General features: G+C 66.4%; 1 protein-coding gene. It reads right to left on the reverse strand.

The genetic code is table 11. The features are described 5' to 3' along the window. Positions 1-94 precede the first annotated feature (94 nt). Positions 95-1,090: reverse transcriptase domain-containing protein (locus AB0M27_RS48155; protein ID WP_365732505.1), on the reverse strand; the 996-nt coding region annotated here is incomplete at its 5' end.

Consider the following 1,090-nt stretch of genomic DNA (forward strand, 5'->3'; position numbering starts at 1 on the left):
GTGTCGAGTAGGGTCGGGGACTGGCGCGGTGGATGAGTCTCCGTTTCCAGTCCCCGCCGCTTCAAACCGGACATGCGGTTCTCCCGCATCCGGCTTACCGACACCGTTCACCGCTGACATGCGCCGTCGCCCCGTGCCACTTTCCGGCCAGGCGGAAGACCTCGAGCCGACTGATCCACCCGTAGTTGTAGCGGGCGGCCCAATTCCGGCCTGAGAGGCCATGTTTCCTGCTGGTGAAAATCGCCAGCCGCTCGTGGACGTACTGGTCCACCGCTTCGAACTTCCGCGCAGAATTCCCGTTGCGGAAGTACCCGGCCCATCCCCGGAGCACAGGGTTGAGCTCGGCCACTACGGCAGCCACCGGCCGCTCGGTCCGAGAGCGCGAGGTAGCCGCACGGACCTTGTCCCGCAGCACCTTCAACGCCCGTTGCGAGGGCCACCGGTACAAGTAAAACCTGCCCCGCCACTTCCACGACTCCACTTTCCGGTGGTGGAAGCCGAGGAACTCGAAGCCCTGCCCGCCTCGGGTGAGGCAGGTGATGCCGGACTTCTCGGGGTGCAGTCGCATCCCGAGCTGTCCCAGCACTCTCGCCGCCAGTTGCTGGGCCTGCTCGGCCCGTTGTCTGGTCGGCGACAGGACCACGAAGTCATCGCAGTACCTCACCAGCACTCCCAGCCGGCGCCCCTCGTCCTGCCATGCCTCATCGAGGACGTGCAGCGCGACATTCGCCAGCAATGGGGAGATCGGTGAGCCCTGTGGGGTTCCCGCCCCGGTCGGGGAGGTCACCCCGCCCTCCATGACGCCCATCCGCAGCCACGACCGGATCAGCTTCAGCATCGACCGGTCCACCACGCGCCTCGCCAGCTGAGCGACGAGTGCATCATGCCCGATCGTCCCGAAACAGTCCCGGATATCGGCCTCGAACACCCACTCCCGACCTTTGTTCGCCGCAACGCGCACAGCGTCGCACGCGTCGATCGCGGACCGTTTCGGCCGGAACCCGTAGCTCACCTCGGTGAACCCGGCCTCGAAGACCGGTTCGAGAACCATCTTCGCGGCGGTCATCACCACCCGGTCCGCAACGGTGGG

It is taken from the genome of Streptomyces sp. NPDC052107, assembly GCF_040680215.1.
In the GTDB taxonomy this organism is placed as follows: Bacteria; Actinomycetota; Actinomycetes; order Streptomycetales; family Streptomycetaceae; genus Streptomyces.